The 15,947-nt window shown below is 72.2% G+C and carries 12 protein-coding genes and 1 pseudogene; 7 read left to right on the forward strand and 6 right to left on the reverse strand.

Annotated elements, in window-relative coordinates; all coding sequences use genetic code 11:
• Window positions 1-554: 554 nt before the first annotated feature.
• Entirely contained in the window at window positions 555-1,922 is a 1,368-nt protein-coding gene (locus IEY93_RS03970) for a hypothetical protein (RefSeq protein ID WP_189161550.1), read from the reverse strand.
• Between the two features lie 280 nt (window positions 1,923-2,202).
• Here IEY93_RS03970 and IEY93_RS03975 point away from each other — a divergent pair, with 280 nt between their 5' ends.
• From IEY93_RS03975 to IEY93_RS03995, 5 genes are read left to right on the forward strand one after another with little or no spacing between them, the layout of a single operon-like run.
• Window positions 2,203-3,420: a glycosyltransferase gene (locus IEY93_RS03975; protein WP_229690833.1), complete on the forward strand. Its 1,218-nt coding sequence runs from the start codon at window positions 2,203-2,205 to the stop codon at window positions 3,418-3,420.
• A complete protein-coding gene (locus IEY93_RS03980; RefSeq protein WP_189161552.1) occupies window positions 3,417-4,382 on the forward strand; it encodes an NAD-dependent epimerase/dehydratase family protein in 966 nt (321 codons plus the stop codon). The genes IEY93_RS03975 and IEY93_RS03980 overlap by 4 nt, the downstream gene beginning before the upstream one ends.
• 60 nt (window positions 4,383-4,442) lie before the next feature.
• Complete coding sequence (locus tag IEY93_RS03985) at window positions 4,443-5,438, forward strand: NAD-dependent epimerase/dehydratase family protein (protein WP_189161553.1); 996 nt, start codon at window positions 4,443-4,445, stop codon at window positions 5,436-5,438.
• Window positions 5,435-6,469: a glycosyltransferase family 4 protein gene (locus IEY93_RS03990; protein WP_189161554.1), complete on the forward strand. Its 1,035-nt coding sequence runs from the start codon at window positions 5,435-5,437 to the stop codon at window positions 6,467-6,469. The genes IEY93_RS03985 and IEY93_RS03990 overlap by 4 nt, the downstream gene beginning before the upstream one ends.
• 4 nt (window positions 6,470-6,473) lie before the next feature.
• Window positions 6,474-7,859 carry a tyrosine-protein kinase domain-containing protein gene (locus IEY93_RS03995; RefSeq protein WP_189161555.1) on the forward strand — a complete coding sequence of 462 codons (1,386 nt, stop codon included), beginning with the start codon at window positions 6,474-6,476 and terminating at the stop codon, window positions 7,857-7,859.
• Here the strand turns inward: IEY93_RS03995 and IEY93_RS04000 are convergent.
• The 5 genes from IEY93_RS04000 to IEY93_RS04020 all read right to left on the reverse strand — a co-directional run bounded on the left by IEY93_RS04000 (window position 7,822) and on the right by IEY93_RS04020 (window position 13,607).
• On the reverse strand, window positions 7,822-8,538 hold the full coding sequence (locus IEY93_RS04000) for an arsenate reductase/protein-tyrosine-phosphatase family protein (protein ID WP_189161556.1): 717 nt from the start codon (window positions 8,536-8,538) through the stop codon (window positions 7,822-7,824). The two genes, IEY93_RS03995 and IEY93_RS04000, sit on opposite strands and share 38 nt — an antisense overlap.
• A 132-nt stretch (window positions 8,539-8,670) precedes the next feature.
• Window positions 8,671-10,434: a DUF4012 domain-containing protein gene (locus tag IEY93_RS04005; protein ID WP_189161557.1), complete on the reverse strand. Its 1,764-nt coding sequence runs from the start codon at window positions 10,432-10,434 to the stop codon at window positions 8,671-8,673.
• The gene (locus IEY93_RS04010) at window positions 10,424-10,957 is read right to left on the reverse strand and encodes a hypothetical protein (RefSeq protein WP_189161558.1); all 534 of its coding nucleotides are present in this window, start codon (window positions 10,955-10,957) and stop codon (window positions 10,424-10,426) included. Before IEY93_RS04010 ends, IEY93_RS04005 begins: the two co-directional genes overlap by 11 nt.
• A 234-nt stretch (window positions 10,958-11,191) precedes the next feature.
• Window positions 11,192-12,037 (reverse strand): hypothetical protein, encoded by an 846-nt coding sequence (locus IEY93_RS04015; protein WP_189161559.1) that lies wholly within the window; start codon window positions 12,035-12,037, stop codon window positions 11,192-11,194.
• Between the two features lie 349 nt (window positions 12,038-12,386).
• Window positions 12,387-13,607, reverse strand: a complete 1,221-nt coding sequence (locus tag IEY93_RS04020; protein ID WP_189161560.1) for an ABC transporter ATP-binding protein — start codon at window positions 13,605-13,607, stop codon at window positions 12,387-12,389.
• Window positions 13,608-13,773: 166 nt separating this feature from the next.
• On the opposite strand from IEY93_RS04020, the gene IEY93_RS04025 reads away from it, so the two are divergent.
• Window positions 13,774-14,772 carry a LacI family DNA-binding transcriptional regulator gene (locus IEY93_RS04025; protein ID WP_189161561.1) on the forward strand — a complete coding sequence of 333 codons (999 nt, stop codon included), beginning with the start codon at window positions 13,774-13,776 and terminating at the stop codon, window positions 14,770-14,772.
• Window positions 14,773-15,290: 518 nt separating this feature from the next.
• Window positions 15,291-15,947, forward strand: a pseudogene (locus IEY93_RS04030) (hypothetical protein); the annotation flags it as partial.

Here is a 15,947-nt window from a genome sequence, read left to right on the forward strand (position 1 = left end):
CCGCGCGAGCAGGACGGCGGGCACCGACAGGGAGACCGCCCAGGAGAGCACGGCGGCGCTCAGCGTGAGGTGGTGGGTGGCGGCGAGCAGCACCGCCGGGACGAACTGGAGCAGCCCGGAGATGACCGAGCCACGCGTGACCAGGCTCACCTGGGCGCGCAGGAGCGCGATCGCGGTGAGGTTGACGGTGACGACCGCGAACGGCACGGCGAGCAGTGCGACGCACAGCAGCGGCGAACGGGTCGGCAGCACGCCGGCCAAGGTGAGCGCGATGCCCGTCAGCGCGGTGACGGTGCCGAGGACGGCGCCGATGACCAGGGCGTTCACCGTGAGCGGGGGACGGCGGTCCTCGTCGGCCCACCACGCGATCTGCGTCCGCTCGATGGAGAAATGGCCGATGACCATGGCCAGGAGCACGGTCGTGGTGATGATCGCGTAGTCGCCCCTGCCGTCCGGGCCCAGCGCGTGCGCGATCAGCACGCCGCTCAGCGCCGAGAGCAGCACGCGCAGCAGGCGGCGTGCGACGGTCTGTGCGAATCCGGGCAGGGACGTCGTCACCTCGCGCCCGCCGGGCTCGGCGCCTCGTCCGGCTCGGAGACGACCCGTGGCTCCTCGTCCGGCTCGGACGGGACCGGTGGCTCGCCGGCCGCAGGCCCGTCGCGGCGAGCACCCGACCAGGCGACCGCCGCCAGCAGGCTCGTCACCATGACCACCGGCATCCGCTGCCGGAAGATCAGGCCGATGTTGGCCATCGTGCTGGCGTAGACGACCGTGGCCGGGACGATGAACAGCAGCAGGATCAGCAGCGTGCTGCGGTCGGTGGACCACAGCCTGCGGGCGCCGGCCACCGCCAGCGCCAGCAGCATGTACCACACCAAGGTGTCGATCTTGCCGAGTTGCAGCGCCAGGCTCCCCCCGGTCCACGGGAACGGCGACAGGATCGTGTAGAAGATCTTCGGGCCGAGGTGGCTCCAGACGTTGCCGCCGTCCTCAAAGCGGACGCCCGAGCCCCGCGCGATGCCGGAAAGGCCGGCGTTGGAGTTCAGCGCGGCAGAGGACTGGCCCTGCGCGAGCCGGCTCCACATGTCCTCCATCGGCGCGCTCTCCTGCAACGACGCCGGGTCGAACAGCACGACGAACAGCGCCACGATCGTGATGACCATGGCGCGCAGGGAGATCAGCCGCTTGAGCCCGGTCATCCCGAGGGCCAGCGGCAGCAGGCACATGTACACCATGTACGGGCGCACCCCCCACACACACCAGAGCAGCGGCGGCAGCAGCAGGAGCTTCCACAGGGCGTACCGGCGGGTGAGCGAGACGCCGAGGGCGAGCGCGGCCACCACGAACAGCGCGTTGAACCCGTCCTTGTAGGTGTCGGCGGTGTGCAGCAGGAAGGCCGGCATGAACGCCATCACCGCCAGCAGCCGGAACGCCCCCCGCTCGTCGGCGCCGATGAGCAGCGCGAACCGGTACAGGATCAGGCACAGCACGCAGGCCAGGAAGCCGACGAAAGCGGTGCAGGCCATCGGGGCCGGGCCGCCGCACAGGTAGACCACCAGCGCGAACAGGTTGGAGTGCAGAGGCACCGAGTACGGACGCCCGACGCCGTCGGCGGTGACGTAGGAGATGCCCTCGGCCTGCCACCTCTCGGCGATCTCGATGCCCAGCAGCTCGTACCCGACGTTGTCCCCGCCGTAGCCGATCAGCGCGCCGCGGTCCAGCACCAGGTAGACGACCAGGCGGACGGCCAGCGCGAGCAGCAGCACCGGCAGCACCCGCCGCGCCATGCCCGCCCCGACGACGCCTCGGACGAGCAGGGCCAGCGCCCCGAAGAACATGACGACGATCAGGAGTTGCATGAGAGCCGAGACCTCCGCCGGCATCGGGACCACCAGGTCCGGCCCGTGGAACGCGCACGTCACGGGCTTGAACGGTCCGCACGACGCTAACCTCCACGCCCCGGGGAGGACCTGCGGGACGAGGGGCGCTGACCTGACGATGACCTCCGCGATGCGCACTCTTTCCCGTACGTCCCGCAGGCGGCGCCCGCGGCCGTGGGCCGGCACGGGTACCACAGATCGGCCATGAGTGCGTAGCGAATGAGGAAACACTTCGCGGCCCTCGCGATGGTGCCGGTGAACGGCACAAATGGCGAGCTAGCTTCTTCGACGTGACCAGGCACACCGTCAAGGAGCTCGCGTGATGCCAGAGAGCCGGATCCGCGTCATGGAGATCATCGCGCGGTTGAACGTCGGAGGCCCGGCGACCCAGATATCCGGACTGATCGGGCGGCTGAACCGCGACGCGTTCGACCACCGCCTGTACGTCGGCGACATCGACGAGGAGGAGGGCGACCACCTCAGGCTGCACGGCGCCGGTCCGGAGTTCGCCGGCGGTGACGGCGGGAAGGCGCCGCCCGGCCGCGTCCACCGGGTGCCGGGGCTCGGCAGGTCGGTCAGCCCGGCCAAGGACCTCGCCGCGCTGGCCCACCTGGCCACCGCCATCTGCCATTTCCGCCCGCACGTCCTGCACACCCGGACGGCCAAGGCGGGCGCGCTCGGCCGCATCGCCTCGGCGCTGTCCGGCGTCCCGTCGGCGCGGGTGCACACCTTCCACGGGCACCTGCTGGACGGGTACTTCAGCCGGCCCAAGCGGGCGGCCTATGTGACCTTCGAGCGGCTGCTGGCCCCGATGACCTGCCGGCTGGTGACCGTCGGCGAGCGGGTCCGCGACGACCTGCTCGCCGCGAAGATCGGGCGCCCCGCGCAGTACACGGTGATCCCGCCGGGCGTCCGCATCCGGCCGGTGCCGACCCGCGCCGCGGCCCGGCTCCAGCTCGGCCTGCCGCAGGACGCGCCGGTCGTGGCCTTCGTCGGCCGGCTCACCAAAGTGAAGCGGCCCGACCGGCTGCTCGCCACCGCGCGCGCGGTGTTCCAGCGGGTGCCGGACTGCCGGTTCGTCCTGTGCGGCGGCGGCGACCTGTACGACGAGGTCGAACGTGAGGCCGCCCGGCTGCCCGGCGAGGTGCGGCTGCTCGGCTGGCGCAAGGACACCGAGGCGGTGTACGCGGCCGCGGACGTGGTGCTGCTGACCTCCGACAACGAGGGAACCCCGCTCAGTCTCATCGAGGCGGGCATGACGGGCACCCCGGTCGTCTCCACGCGGGTGGGCAGCGTCGAGGAGGTCGTGCTGGACGGCCGGACCGGCCTGCTCGCCGACCGCGCCCCCGGCCACCTCGCGCGGCACGTGGTGCGGCTGCTGTCCGATCCGGCGCTCGCCGGGCGGATGGGCGAGGCCGCCCGGCGCTGGACGGCCTCGGCGTTCGCCGCGGACCGCCTGGTGGCCGACACCGAGAACCTGTACCGGACGGCCGCGCAGGACCGCGGCCTTTCCACCGCGCCCGAGGGAGCGCGGATATGAGGGTCCTGGTGACCGGCGGCGCGGGCTTCATCGGCGCGAACCTGTGCCGGGCCCTGGCCGGCCGGCCGCAGGTGCGCGGCGTCACGGTGCTGGACGACCTGAGCACCGGCGACCCGCGCAACCTGGACGGCACGGGCGCCGTCCTCGTCCGCGGCAGCGTGCTGGACCGGGACCTGGTCGGCGAGCTGGTCGCCGCGGCCACCTCGGTGATCCACCTGGCCGCCATCCCGTCGGTGCCCCGCTCGCTGAAGGACCCGATGAGCTCGCACGCCGTGAACGTCACCGGCACGCTGAACGTGCTGGAGGCGTGCCGGCGCCACCGGCCGCACCTGGTGCTCGCCTCGTCGTCCTCGGTGTACGGGAACGCCGCCGAGGCGTTCAAGCACGAGGACCTGCCGGCCCGCCCGCTCAGCCCGTACGGCGCGGGCAAGCTCGCGGCGGAGGGCTACGCTCTCGCCTACGCCGAGAGCTTCGGCATTCCGGTGCTGCCGTTCCGCTTCTTCAACGTCTACGGGCCGCTGCAGCCGGCCGGCCACGCGTACGCCGCGGTGGTCCCGGCGTTCGTCTCCGCCGCGCTGCGCGGCGCGCCGGTCACCATCCACGGCGACGGCACCCAGACCCGGGACTTCACCTACGTCGAGTCGGTGACCGGCGTCCTCACCCACGCGGCCGTCCACGGGGTGACCAGCCGCAGGCCCGTCAATCTGGCCTTCGGCACGCGCGTGTCCCTCCTGGAGCTCCGGAGCGCGCTGGAGAGCGTGCTCGGCCGCCCGGTCGAGGCGGTCTTCCTCCCGTCGCGCCCGGGCGACATCCGCGACTCCCGGTCCTCGCCCCGGCTGCTGGAGTCCCTCTTCCCCGGTCTGCGGGCGCTGCCCCTGGAGGAGGGGCTGCGCAGGACCGTGGCCTGGTTCGAGACCCTGACCGGCACGAACGCCGGCCGTGAGCTCCAAGCGGGCGTCTGATCGAGCGCGACCGGCGCACCCACCACCTAGTTCGTCCTTGCATGCTCACGAGGAGGAGTCGTGCACGACCTGGCAGGAAAGACGTACCTCATCACCGGTGGGAGCGGGTTCATCGGATCCCACCTCACCGACTCCTTGCTCGCGCGCGGTGACTCCGTCGTCATCCTGGACAACCTGTCGACCGGACGCCGGGCCAACATCGCCCACCTCGCCGGGCACCCGCGCCTGCGGTTCGTCCAGGGGTCGGTGCTGGACGAGCTGGTCGTGGACGAGCTGGTGCACCAGTGCGATGTCGTGGTGCACCTGGCCGCCGCGGTCGGCGTCAAGCTGATCGTCGAGTACCCGCTGCGGTCGCTCACCACCAACATCCGCGGCTCGGAGATCGTCATCGAGGCCGCGCACCGCTACCGGCGCAAGATCCTGATCACCAGCACGAGCGAGATCTACGGCAAGAACTCCGCCGGCCCGCTGTCGGAGAACTCCGAGCGCATCCTCGGCAGCCCGGCCGTCGTGCGCTGGGCCTACAGCACCGCCAAGGCCGTCGACGAGATCCTCGCCAACGCCTACCACCGGGAACGCGACCTGCCGACGATCATCGTCCGCCTGTTCAACACGGTCGGGCCGCGGCAGAGCCCCGCCTACGGCATGGTCATCCCCCGGCTCATCAGGCAGGCGCTCGGCGGCCTGCCGCTCACCGTCTTCGGCGACGGCACCCAGACCCGGTGTTTCGCCCACGTCAAGGACGTCGTGCAGGCGCTGCTGGCCCTGCTGGACGACGCACGGGCGATCGGCGAGACCTACAACGTCGGCTCCTCCGACGAGGTCAGCATCCTGGAGCTGGCCAAGACCATCTGCGACCTCACCGGGTCGACCAGCGGGATCGAGCACATCCCCTACGGCGAGGCGTACGTGACGGGCTTCGAGGACATGCTGCGGCGCGTCCCGGACACCGCCAAACTGCGGGCGCTCACCGGATGGACGCCGCACCGCACCCTGCTGGACATCCTCACCGAGACCATCGCCGAAGCGCGCGACGAGGCCAGGGCCACCGGATGAACCACTGGACGATCCTCTCCGCCGTGGTGGCCGGTCTGCTGCTCGCCGCCGCGACCACCCGGCCGCTGGGCAGGCTCGCCACCCGCTGGGATCTCATCGACCATCCCACGCCGCGCAAGGCGCACAGCCGGCCGGTCCCCTACCTCGGCGGCATCGCGATCATGCTCGGCACGGTCGTGCCCACGCTCATCTGGGCCGGACTGTGGGACTACACGACCGCCGTGGTGCTCTGCGCCGCCATCGCCGTCGGCCTGCTCGGCCTGATCGACGACGTCGTCCCGCTCTCCCCGCTCACCCGCCTCGGCGTCGAGTCGGTCGCGGCCACCGGGGTGGTGCTGGCCGGCGTGCGGGCTCCGCTCACCGACGGCTGGCTGGACGCCCCGTTCACGGTCCTGTGGATCGTGGTGATCACCAACTCGTTCAACCTGCTGGACAACGCCGACGGCTCCCTCGGCGCGATCACCCTGGCGGGGGCCGGGCTGCTCTCGATCACGGCCATCGTGAGCGGCGAGCTCGCCGTCGCCCTGCTCCTGGCATCGCTCTGCGGCGCCGGCCTCGGGTTCCTGCCGCACAACTGGGCGCCGGCCAGGATCTTCATGGGCGACTCGGGGTCGCTGTTCATCGGGTTCGTCCTCGCCTCCTCGGCCGTGGTGCTGACCGCGGAAGGCGACGCCGCCGGTGTCGTCGCCGGCCTGCTGCTGCCGACCTTCGTGGCCACCGTCGACACCTGCGTCGTCATGCTCTCCCGGGCCAGAGCCGGGCGGCCCCTGCTCCAGGGCGGCACCGACCATCTCTCCCACCGCCTCAACTCCCTCGGCCTCGGCAAGCGCCTCAGCGCCCTGACCCTCGCCGCGACCGCGTGTGCGGCGGGCGCGCTCCAGCTGGCGATGGCACTGCACCTGGTCACACCCGCCGTCACGACGGCGGCCGCGGTCGTCGCGGCGATCGTGCTCGTCGGCCTGTCGCACCGGGCGCGCACCACGGCCGTCCCGTCCAAGCAACCTCCGATCGGCATCACTGAAAGGCGATGACCCCGTGCAACTGATCTACCTTCTCCGACTGGCCCGCCGGAACTGGGGGTTCGTCATCTTGGCGGTGCTGGTCTCGGTGGCCGCGGCACTGGCCGTCACCGCCCAGACGCCCCCGCAGTACCAGGCGACGACCAGCCTGCTGGTGTACGGCCACGACAAGGAGGGCGGGCTGTCCACGGCCATCCAGGCAGGGGCGCTGTCGCAGCAGCGGGTGCAGTCCTACGCCAGCCTGCTGACCAGCAACCGCGTGATCGGCCGGGTGGCCAAGGGCCAGGAGATCGAGCGGGTGGCGGCGAGCGTCAAGGTCGAGGCGGTGCCGCTGACCACGCTGCTCAGGGTGACGGTCACCGACACCGACCCGGCGCGCGCGACGTGGCTGGCGAACCGGCTGGGGGCGGAGTTCCCGCGCGTGGTGGACGAGCTGGAGCGGCCGTACCGCTCGGGCACCTGGAACGTGAAGATCCGGGTGGTGGACCCGGCGACCGTCCCCAAGGACCCGGTGAGCCCGCGCCCGCTGATGAATCTGCTGGTCGCCCTGCTCGCCGGGCTGACCGTCGCCTTCACCTGCTTCGTGCTGCGGGACCGGCTGGACATCACGGTCAAGACGAACGCGGCCCTGCAGGAGACGTCCGGCAGCCCCACCCTGGGCATCATCGCCTACGAGCGGGACGCGCGGCAGCGTCCTTTGGTCCTGCGGCATGACGGCCACTCGACCCGCGCCGAGGCGTTCCGCTCGTTGCGCACCAACCTGCAGTTCATCGGCGTGGACCGCCGGCCGCGGTCCCTGCTGATCACCAGCTGCCGCCAGGGCGACGGGAAGACCTCCACCGCCGCCAACCTCGCGATCGTGCTGGCCCAGGCCGGCTGGCGGGTCCTGGCCGTGGACGCCGACCTGCGCCAGCCCCGCCTGGCCGACTACCTCGGCCTGGAGGGGGCCAAGGGCCTCACCGACGTGCTGATCGGCGCGGCGACGCTGGGAGAGGCGACCCAGCAGTGGGGGCCTCCGGCGCTCTCGGTGATCACGGCCGGGCAACTGCCGCCGAACCCCAGCGAACTCCTCGGCAGCCAGGAGATGCGCGTGCTGCTCCAGCGGGTCAGCGTCGAGTACGACCTGGTGATCGTGGACGCGCCGCCGCTGCTCGCGGTCAGCGACGCCGCGGCGCTCGCGGCGATCTGCGACGGCACGCTGCTCGTGGCACGGCACGGGAAGACCCGTACCGACCACCTCGCCCGCGGCGCGGAGATGATCAGGTCGGTCGGCGCCCGCGTGGTGGGCACCGTGCTGAACGCCGTGCCGGCACGGGCGGCCAAGAGCTACGGGTACGAGGAAAGCGGGGCCTACCAGACCTCGGTCACCACCAAGCGCTCCTCGACCGCCGTGGGCGTGTGACCACGCCGGTCAGAGCCATCAGCGGCGCCGCCAGCGCCGCGTGGATCGCCTCGGCGGCCACCCGGTAGCCTCGGACGGAGCCGCCGTACGGGTCGGCCACGTCGGGGTTCGCCACCCGCACGAGCCCGCGCAGCGCCCGGACCTCCGCCACGAGCGTCCGGGCCCGTCGTGGGAGATCCTCTCCACCGTCCGGCACCGCGGCGGGTGAGTCCGTGCGGGTCAGGGCCTCGGTGAGCGTGCCGAACTCCGTGATCGTGAAGATCCGCTCACGGACCCACGGCGCCTGCGACACCAGGTGAGCCCGGTGGGCCCGCTCGGCCGTCAGCACCAGATCGGCCTCCCGGAGCATGGCGGGCTCGACGCGGCGGGCGGAGAAGCCGCCGGCGTCGGCCCCCATGCGCTCCAGCACGCGCACCGCGCGCGGGCTCATCGGCGTCCCACCCCGTGCCTGGGTGCCCGCGCTGTGCGCGACCACCCCGGGTTCCTCCCCCAGTTCCGCGCGCAGCAGCCGCTCGGCCATCGGGGAGCGGCAGATGTTGCCGGTGCAGACGAACAGGACGCGGAACGGCCCGCCGCCCTCCGGTACGCACACCTGCTCGCCCTGCCCGCACGCCATAGCGTCGTCCAGGTCACGCCCGCGGCCGATTCGCCGCAAGAGGTCTGCGAACGAACGGGTCATGGCTGGAGAATATTTCTCCGCGCGACGGCGAACCCTCCTGACACACCGCTCTTTGTCCTCCCCTGCCCTATTCCTCGACCCCGCCGCATCCGGTGGGCGGAACCGGCCGGAGGCGGCGGCGGGCGGACCCGCTCAGGGCGCGCAGCCCTGCGGATCCTGGCTCACCCGGGTCCGCTGGGGACGGGCCAGCGGCTGCACCGGGGTGCGCGGCGGCTCGGCCGAAGCGGGTTCCGACAGCTCCAGGCGCAGCGTCCTGGTCTGCCGGGGGCCGAGCTCCACCAGGGTCGAGAAGACCGGGTGGGACCGCTCGACGTCCGCCCGGATCTCCGCCTTGGCCCCGTCGAGGGAGGCCCCGCGCAGTTCGGCGCCCACCGACGCGTACAGCGACACCCACAGCAGGTTGGAGCCCACCGGCTTCCCCTCGGCCAGCCGGTCCAGCCGCCCGGTGACATAGGACGGCAGCCTGGTGACCGGCACGTCGTTGGTGAGCGTGATCTGCACGCTGTCGGCCCGCCGGCCGCTTCGACAGGGGCCGAGCCGGTAGTCCAGGGAACGGCTCAGGTAGTAGTCGAGCTTGCCGCCCGCCGAGTTGTTCAGGACCAGCGCGGCGTACGGCCCCGCGTCCTGCGGAAGCACCCCGCCGAGGGCGGTGCCCGCCAGGCGCCACTGCTCGGCCTGGTGCCGGCTCCAGATCTGCAGCCTGCGGCCCTCGATCATGGGCTTGAGCGCCGGCAGCAGCCTGGCGGGCTCGGCGAACGACCGGGGCAGCGCCTCGCCGACGGCCCTGGCGATGGAGATGAGGAAGCGCTTGCGCTCGGCCGAGTCGGGGTAACGGGCGTAGGCGGCGCGTTCGGTGAGGTCGACGACGTTGGCGGCGGTCACCTTCTCCCCGCCGGGCAGTGTGACCGGCCCGATGAGCCCGAGCAAGTAGGACAGGGCGACCGGGTCGACGGCGATGGCGCCGTCCAGCCGCGGGCCGCCGTTGGCCTGCCACATGGCGGTCCAGGTCTTGGCGGCGTAGGGGAAGTGCGGCGAGAGGTTGGACACCGACAGCACTTCGAGCGGGCCCTCACCGTAGCGGGTGCGGAACGCCCGGCCGTGGTCGATGACGGGACGGGTGCTGCCGGGCAGGTCGTTGTTGGCCGCCAATTGAGTCACGCGGGTGCGCCCGTGATCGGCCGAGAGGATGCCGAACGCGCCGACCAGGCCACCGGTGCCCCGGGACTCGGCGTTGGTCTGGAAGGCCAGGAAGTACCGCCGGGGGCCGTCGTTGCCGAGCATCGGCGGAATGAGCGCCGCGGCGTCGGCCGCGCCGCCCACCCAGCGGCGCAACCGGACCAGTTCGGTGAGGACGGCCTCCCGGGCCTGGTCCACCGAGGCGGCCCCGGTGCGCGCGGGAGTGGCGGACAGCCGGTCGTGGGCACGGCCCAGCCGGGCGGTGGCGACGTCCAGTGCCGGGGCCACCGCCGCCAGACCGTCCAGCAACTGGCGCGCGTCGTCCGGGGCCCGCTCGCCCGAGCTGAACAACGACGTGCCGGCCCGCTGGACGCCGGCCAGCACGTCGGTGAGCTCTCCTGCGCTCTCGGCCAGGCCCCGGACCGTGGTGGCCCCGTCACCGACCACAGGCAGATGGGTGAGCAGCCCCCAGTCCGGGCCGGCGGTGAGCCGCCGCGCCTCGGCGGCGTGCCGGCGGGCCTTCGTGATCGTCGCGGTCACCCGGTCCAGGTCCCGGGCGCTCATCACCGCGCGCAGGTGCACCAGGGCGTCCCTGGTCGCCTGCAGGTGGTCGCGGACGCCGAGCGCCAGATGCGCCGACCACGCCACCGACGACACAAGGACCAGGACGGCGGTGAGCGAGCCGGCGAGGACGATGCGGCGACGCCGGCTAGCGGGCACCGGCCCGCCATCCCCACCAACCGGGCACGAACCCCTCGTGACCGGATTGCCATGGCCCGTGCGGCCGGTGCTTGTGATGGCAGATCTTGGGCGGGAACCGGGTGACGATGTCGCTCGGCTCGGAGACGTTCCCCGCCGCGTCCCGGGCGACCACGAAATACGACACCTTCGCGCAGAACAGCACCCGGTCGGTGAAGGTCGTGACGTTCCCCGGCACGCGGCCGATGAGACGGAAGCCCCGCCGTCCACCGGCGTAGACGTCGTAGGCCACCACGCCGTGCGGCGGCGGATAGTTGGGCGGGTCCGTCGAAGGGTCCCAGGTCAGCACGACCATGCAGGGGGTGGGTTCGGCGAGCCGCAGGTTCGCGGGGGCGGTGGGCGGCTGGGTGTCCGGCGGAGCCACGGCGGACGGTCGCGGTGCGGAGGAGACGCCCGCCGTGGCGGCGGGCGCGGCCACGCCACTTCCCGCTCCCCCTGCGAACAGCACCGCCGCAAGGACGGGTAGCGCGTGTTTCCCGGCCATTCGAGACTCCCCGCTGAACGTGGCTTGGGCCGCGTGAGGCTTCGCCCTTCGTCCCGGGCGAGCCGCCGACGCACTCCGTTGTATCCAGGCGCGGGAGACCACCGCCCCGCACGGCGCACCCGATTGCCGAACCGGTGGAATCGGCGTCCCGTCTCTTTACCGCGGCCCCGGTTCGCCGATACGGAAAAGCCCTCGCCACCGGATGGTGCGGGCGAGGGCTCTCCAGCGCTTCGGTCAGCGTGTGCCGGCCGTCCGGCGGCGGCGCATCGCGATCAGGACGGCCCCGGCGCCACCGATGAGCAGCACCCCGCCGACGCCGGCGACCACGGCCACCGGCGCACCGGTGAGCGGCAGCGCCCGGGCGGCCGGTGCCACGGCGTGCTGACCGCCCGGAAGGTGACCGCCTTCGCTCTCCGCCTCGGCGCCGGCGCCCGGGCCGAAGTCGTGGCCGCCGTACCGGTTGGCGCGGTAGTCGTCGTGGCCACCGCCGCCCCGGTCGTCGGCGCCCTCGACGTGGAAGTACCGGTCGGCCTTGATCAGCTCGGTGTCGTCGCCCCGGTGATGGTGACCGGACTTCTCGTCATGGTCGAAGTCGTCCGGTGATTCCGGCCGGCCGTGCACCACTCCGTGCTCTTCCTCGCCCGGCTTGACACCCTCCTTCTTTTTCTTCGGGCAATGAATGCCGAACTTCCGGGGATCGAAGACGGCGATGTTGCTCGGTGCCGACACGTTTCCGGCGAAATCCCTCGCCCGCACGAAATAGTAAATGACCTCGCACAGCCGCCGCGTGTCGACGAACGTGGTGACATTACCCGGGACACTGCCGATGAGCCGGAACTCCGGCGAGCCGGTGGCGTAGATGTCATAGGCGGCGATGCCGCTCGGCGGCGGATACAGCGGCAGATCCGTCGAGGGGTCCCAGATCAGGATGACGTTGCCGACCGTGGAGCCCGCGCCGATCCGCAGATTGGTCGGCGGGGTCGGCGGCGTGGTGTCGGGCTGCGCGAGCGCGGTGGGCGACCGGTCCGGCACGGCCGCCGTCGCGGCCGCGGCCGTCCCCGCCCCACCTGTGAGCGCCACCGCCAGAAGTAGGGGTACGGTGTATTTCCCAGCCATTCAGGACTCCCCGATGGACATCGATTCGGGCCGTGGACAGTTCGCCCGCCGGTCGGGCGATGTCAGTGCATCCCGTTGTAGCCACTTGGGAGGAATGAGCAGGCTGCGGCGCACGCGGATTACCGATATTTGACGGCGGTCGCACCGCTTTTTTGCCGCACAGGAAAAACCCCGCCGCGGGAGGGGTCGCACGGCGGGGGTTTTCCTGTCGGGGCGATGGTGGTCTCGGCGCCACCCGGCCGACCCGGCTCCACGGAGGGCCCGGCGGCGAGCGGCTGATCACCCTCCGGCCCGGTGGCCGGAGGGTCGCGGGTCAGCGCCCGACGTTGGCCGGGTGGCCGATGGCCAGACCGCTGTCGGTGTCGAAGTAGTGGAAGTTGTGGGTGTCCACCACGAGCTCGATGCTCTGGCCGGGACGGACATGGCTGCGGGCGTTCACCCGGGCCGTCCACAGCGACTTGTCGCCGACCAGGGGCAGCACGCCCTCTTCGTCGTCACCGGTGTCCTGGGCGGCCACGGTGTCGCGGTGCTCGACCGGCGGCGCGTCGATCAGGAACAGGACGTTGATCTCGCTGCCCAGTTCTTCGGTGACCTCGGCGCGGGTGGGGATGTGCGCCCAGCCGCCCGAGTGGCCCGAAGCGGAGGCGGCGTCCTCGAAGTCGGAGGGGCGGATGCCGAGGATGAGCTTCTTGCCCAGGTAGGCGTCCAGGCCCGGCTTCTCGGCGAAGGTCGAGTCGGGCACCGGGAGCTTGTAGCCGGCGAAGGCCACGGCCGCTCCGGCGTCGTCCCGCACGAGCTCGGCGTTGACGAAGTTCATCGACGGGGAGCCCATGAAGCCCGCGACGAAGAGGTTCACCGGGCTCTCGAAGAGGTTCTGCGGGGTGTCGACCTGCTGCAGGATGCCGTCGCGCAGCACGCAGACCCGGTCGCCCAGCGTCATGGCCTCGACCTGGTCGTGGGTGACGTAGACGGTGGTGACGCCGAGACGCTCGTGCATCTGGTTGAGCGAGGCGCGCATCGAGACACGGAGCTTGGCGTCCAGGTTGGACAGCGGCTCGTCCATGAGGAACGCCTGCGGCTCGCGGACGATGGCGCGGCCCATGGCGACGCGCTGGCGCTGACCACCGGACAGGGCGGCCGGCTTGCGCTTGAGGTACTGCTCCAGGCCGAGCATCTTGGCGGCTTCCTGCACCCGCTTGCTGATCTCCGCCTTGGGCATCTTGCGCAGCTTGAGGCCGAAGGCGAGGTTCTCCTCGACCGTCATGTGCGGGTACAGCGCGTAGTTCTGGAACACCATCGCGATGTCGCGGTCCTTCGGCGGCAGGTGGTTGACCACCCGGTCACCGATCAGGATCTCGCCACCGCTGATGTCCTCAAGACCCGCGACCATGCGCAGTGCCGTCGACTTGCCACATCCGGACGGACCGACGAGGACCATGAACTCGCCGTCGCGGATCTCCAGGTTGAGGCCGTTCACAGCCTTCACACCGCCGGCGTAGATCTTGTCGACGTTGCGCAGAACGATTGATGCCATGACAGTCCTTCGTGCGTCCGGGTGCCGCCGGATGTGGATACGTTTTCATGAATCTCACCGGAACCGGACATCCCTGTCAAGCCCTTTCGGAATCGGTGCTTATCACACTCCCCTGATGGGTGTCCGGTCTTGGCAGCGCGGTGGAACACATGATGGAATCGTTTCCATGAGACCGGACGGACAGCGGCGCAGCACCATCAAGGACGTGGCGGAGGCCGCCGAGGTAGGAGTGGCCACCGTCTCGCGCGTGCTGTCCGGCACCGGGTCGGCCAGCCGGGAGACCAGGGAGAAGGTCCTGGCCGCCGCCGCCCGGCTCGACTACCGGCCGAGCGCCCTCGGGCGCAACCTGCGCCGCCGCCGCACCGGCGGCATCGGGCTGCTCGTCCCGGACATCACCGACGTGTTCTACGCGCGGCTCGCCGACGGCGTGCTGTCCTGCGCCCGCTCGGCGGGCGAGGCGGTGTGGACCGGCGCGACCGGCGACGATCCCGAACGTGAGGCCCACCTGATCGGCACCCTCATCGAGGAGGGCGTGGAACGGGTGATCGCCGTGCCGTCCGGCGACGGCGAGATGTGGGGGCCGGCGCTGCGCCACGGGCTCGGCGTGGTCTTCGCCGAACGGGCGGTGGCCGGCGCCGACCACGTCCCTGCGGTGGTGAGCGACGAGCGCACCGGGGTGCGCACGGCGGTGGAGTACCTCGCCGGGCTCGGGCACCGGCGCATCGCATTCCTGGCGCGGCACGGTCAGACGCAGCGCGTCCGGGCGTTCCGCGAGGCGCTGGCCGCCCGCGGGGTGCCGGTCGACGACGAGCTGATCGTGCAGGCGCAGGCCACCCGCGACGCCGCCTACGCCGCCGCGGCCGGGCTGCTGCAGCACCGCTCGGACGTCACCGCCGTGGTGGCGGGCGGCAACCTGCTCGGCGAGGCGACCGTCCTCGCGGCTCGTGAGCTGGACGTCCGGGTGCCGCGCGACGTGTCGCTGATCATGTTCGACGACGTGCCCTGGGCCGAGCTGTGCCATCCCCCGCTCACCGTGATCTCACAGTCGGCCCAGGACATGGGCTACCGCGCCGCCGAACTGGTGCTGCGCGAGGGGCGCCGCGCCCGCTCGATCACCCTGCCCACCGAGCTCATCGTCCGCGCGAGCTGCGGTCCGCGCCGCTGACCACCCGCGGCGGACGGCCCCCACCGGCACGGCCACGGCATCGCCACCGATCCGGTGTGCCGGGGTGGCCGCCACCCCCGGCCGTGCTCCGCCAAACGCGCGAAACCCCACAGAACGGACAACGGAACGGTGCGCGGCTCGCCGGGCGGGATGTCAGGGTGGTCCGAGTTTCACGTGCCCCGCCGGGCGAAACCTCATCCGTGCGGCATTTCCCGCCCATCTGATGATCATGCCGGGCACGACACGGACCAACCGGGACCCGCGGGACGGCAGAGATGTCCCGTTCCGGAGGCAAACAACCGTCCGCAGCGTGTCGCGGAACACCGGTCGCGGGCGCGGCGGCTACTAGAAACCGCCCTAGGAACTCCGTCGCGGTGCCGTCCGGGGACACGCTCGCGTGTCTCAACAGATTCCGGAACGGCCATGCGGACGCCGCACCGCCCGAGCCACGGGCGGCAGGACGCCGGGGCCGCCATGCGCGGTCGCCTCCCGCACGCGACCCGACGAATAGGACCGATTTGGACAGTAACCGCGCTTTTCATGGCGCAGTCGCGGCCCTCATCGCCGCCACCGTCCTGAACGGGACGGCCGGAGCGGCCCACGCGATCGTGGAATCGGAGGTCGAGCCGGTCTCCACCATCGCTCCGGAGCTGGAACAGGTCGCTCCCTCGGCCGAACTGGCCGAGGCGGCAGAACCGGCCGCGGCCACAGCGACAGGAGCACTCGAAACGGCCGGAGCGGTGGAAACGACCGGAGCGACCGAAGCGGTGACGGGAGCGACGGAGAGCGTACGGCCGCAGGACACGACCACCGTCACCGCCGAGACCGCGGCCGCGGCCGTCGCGCCGCCCGCGTACGCGGAGTGGCCCGCGGCTCGCCGGGTCCCGGTCTGGACCAGAGCGGGCCTCGCCCCCGCCGGACTGCCGGGGATCGCGCTCGGCGCGCCGGGCACGGCACGCAAGGCGATCCAGGGCGCACCGGCCGCCGGCTCCGTCACCCGGAGCCGCGCCGCCGCGCACCTGACCCGCGCCGCGAGCAGGATGCGGGCCGCGCACAAGAAGCGGCGGACGCTCCGGAGCAGGACCGCCGGCAGCCGGGCCGCCACGGCGAGAGCCGGCCGCGAGGCCGCGACGACCGTGCGCGCCGCGACGACCAAGGCCACCGCGAGCGCACGG

The sequence above is a fragment of the Sphaerisporangium melleum genome (assembly GCF_014646695.1).
Classification (GTDB): domain Bacteria; phylum Actinomycetota; class Actinomycetes; order Streptosporangiales; family Streptosporangiaceae; genus Sphaerisporangium; species Sphaerisporangium melleum.

What these genes read in the sequence shown, in the direction of transcription:
- IEY93_RS03975 (WP_229690833.1), top strand. Translation starts at nt 2,203, where the DNA reads ATGCCAGAGAGCCGGATCCGCGTCATGGAGATCATCGCGCGGTTGAAC.
- IEY93_RS03980 (WP_189161552.1), top strand. Translation starts at nt 3,417, where the DNA reads ATGAGGGTCCTGGTGACCGGCGGCGCGGGCTTCATCGGCGCGAACCTG.
- IEY93_RS03990 (WP_189161554.1), top strand. Translation starts at nt 5,435, where the DNA reads ATGAACCACTGGACGATCCTCTCCGCCGTGGTGGCCGGTCTGCTGCTC.
- IEY93_RS04000 (WP_189161556.1), bottom strand. Translation starts at nt 8,538, where the DNA reads ATGACCCGTTCGTTCGCAGACCTCTTGCGGCGAATCGGCCGCGGGCGT.
- IEY93_RS04010 (WP_189161558.1), bottom strand. Translation starts at nt 10,957, where the DNA reads ATGGCCGGGAAACACGCGCTACCCGTCCTTGCGGCGGTGCTGTTCGCA.
- IEY93_RS04020 (WP_189161560.1), bottom strand. Translation starts at nt 13,607, where the DNA reads ATGGCATCAATCGTTCTGCGCAACGTCGACAAGATCTACGCCGGCGGT.
- IEY93_RS04025 (WP_189161561.1), top strand. Translation starts at nt 13,774, where the DNA reads ATGAGACCGGACGGACAGCGGCGCAGCACCATCAAGGACGTGGCGGAG.